The following is a 1553-nucleotide window of genomic DNA, read 5'->3' on the forward strand; positions in this document are numbered from 1 at the left end:
TTGAAAAAGACTGGAAGATGCCGCAGCGGACGTGGAAACAGGCGGCCAATCAGTTCGCCATCATGTTCGGCGAGCGCTTCACCAACGCTATCAACTAACCCGGCCCCGCACACAAATATCCTGACAGGTCCCAATGTACAAAACTTTGCTATTCCCATTCCCCCGAGTATCCCAATTAACCATGCGTGCTTACCTAAACCGAACGTGCCGCGCCATGTAAGCGATATGAAAGAAGTTACTAAGTTACATGCCATTTTTTGATGCTTGATATTTTAAATAGGTTAATAAAGAAATAGGCTCATGCCTTCGTTGGTCCAACTCCTATAAATTTGGTAATGTCAGACAGACTCTGGAAAGCTGCCAAACCGGTTTGTTCCTTCAGCCCCAATCATTCAATCGCGGATCGAAGTAATGTGGCTACGTGATTTAGCCATGCTTTAGCCCCAACGTTATCCGCACTAGGCATGTAATAGCAGCCCAATTCCTTCAAGAGCCCTTCCTCAGTCGCAGCATCATCTGTCTTAGTGGCGGCATATTTCTCTATGTCCTTCGCAAGATTTATCAACTCATCGTTGCTATACCCATCACTAATAAATAGGCGGACCACATCATCTGGAGCAGATGCATCTAAGTTCCAATCTTGATGAAAATAAGCGCCAAAAAACTGCTTCAATTCGTTCAATTTTTCGTTTCCCATGTGGCTGAATATTTTATGGAGTTGGATATCCGGTTACGACCCGCCAATTACCGCCTCCTGTACCACGAAGCACAACAGTGGCGCCCGTGCCGCTTGCAGGTGTAGAGGCACCACGTTGTAGCACCAACCCACCATTGAATGGAGCATTTAGCACCAATTGTCCTCGCGCGCCGGAGGAGACCCATGTTGATAGTCGAGTTGCTTCTGCATTTAAAACAGTATTTACAGCCGCTTCTGCCTCTGCACGAGTTACAAATGTCGAGGCAGCGGGAAGTCGTGGCTCTGCTGCAAGACGTGCTGCAAGCGCCGATTCACTTTGCCCAACATGCTTTAAGAGCAGGTGCCCACCAGCGGCTTCGTGAGCAGCTAACCCTCCGCCGTTAACAAGGTGGCTGAAGGGAGCAGCCTTATTTGCCCCTTCTCGTAACAATACACCGCTTTCTTTCGCCCCAACACTCTTCATCGCCCCCATCACTGCACCAGCACCCGCTGCAACTCCTTTCGCGCCCAACTTGAGCGGCCCGCCGATCAAGTCGTCCGGCGCGATGATCGGCTGCTGCAAGGCTTGCGCCCGTTGCCGTTCGGCCTTCCATTCATTGGATCCGACCGCGGGTTGCCCATGCGTGCTGGTTTCCGGTCCAAGTGCCTTGACTGGTTGGACTGTTCCTGCGTTTGCATTGGTATTCAAATCAATCCGACTCGTCCCGATCACATCCACATGCAAGCCCCGTATCGTGATCTTCCCGTTCGCCTCCATCTCGATCCGGCTCGCCCCCACCTCCAGCACGATCCCCGTCGCCGCCTTGAGCTTGATGAACTCCGTCTGCGACTCCAGCTCCACCCGCTTCTTCACCTT

The 1553-nt window shown here is 51.7% G+C and carries 2 protein-coding genes; both read right to left on the reverse strand.

All coding sequences use genetic code 11. The annotated features are described in order from the left end of the window. Positions 1-388: 388 nt before the first annotated feature. Positions 389-697, reverse strand: coding sequence for a contact-dependent growth inhibition system immunity protein (locus IGW03_RS37575; RefSeq protein WP_194727473.1), 309 nt, complete (start codon positions 695-697; stop codon positions 389-391). 13 nt (positions 698-710) lie between these two features. After that, a partial coding sequence (locus IGW03_RS37580) for an RNase A-like domain-containing protein (protein WP_323745075.1) occupies positions 711-1553 on the reverse strand: 843 nt, incomplete at its 5' end.

The sequence above is a fragment of the Noviherbaspirillum malthae genome, from assembly GCF_015352985.1.
Classification (GTDB): domain Bacteria; phylum Pseudomonadota; class Gammaproteobacteria; order Burkholderiales; family Burkholderiaceae_D; genus Noviherbaspirillum; species Noviherbaspirillum malthae.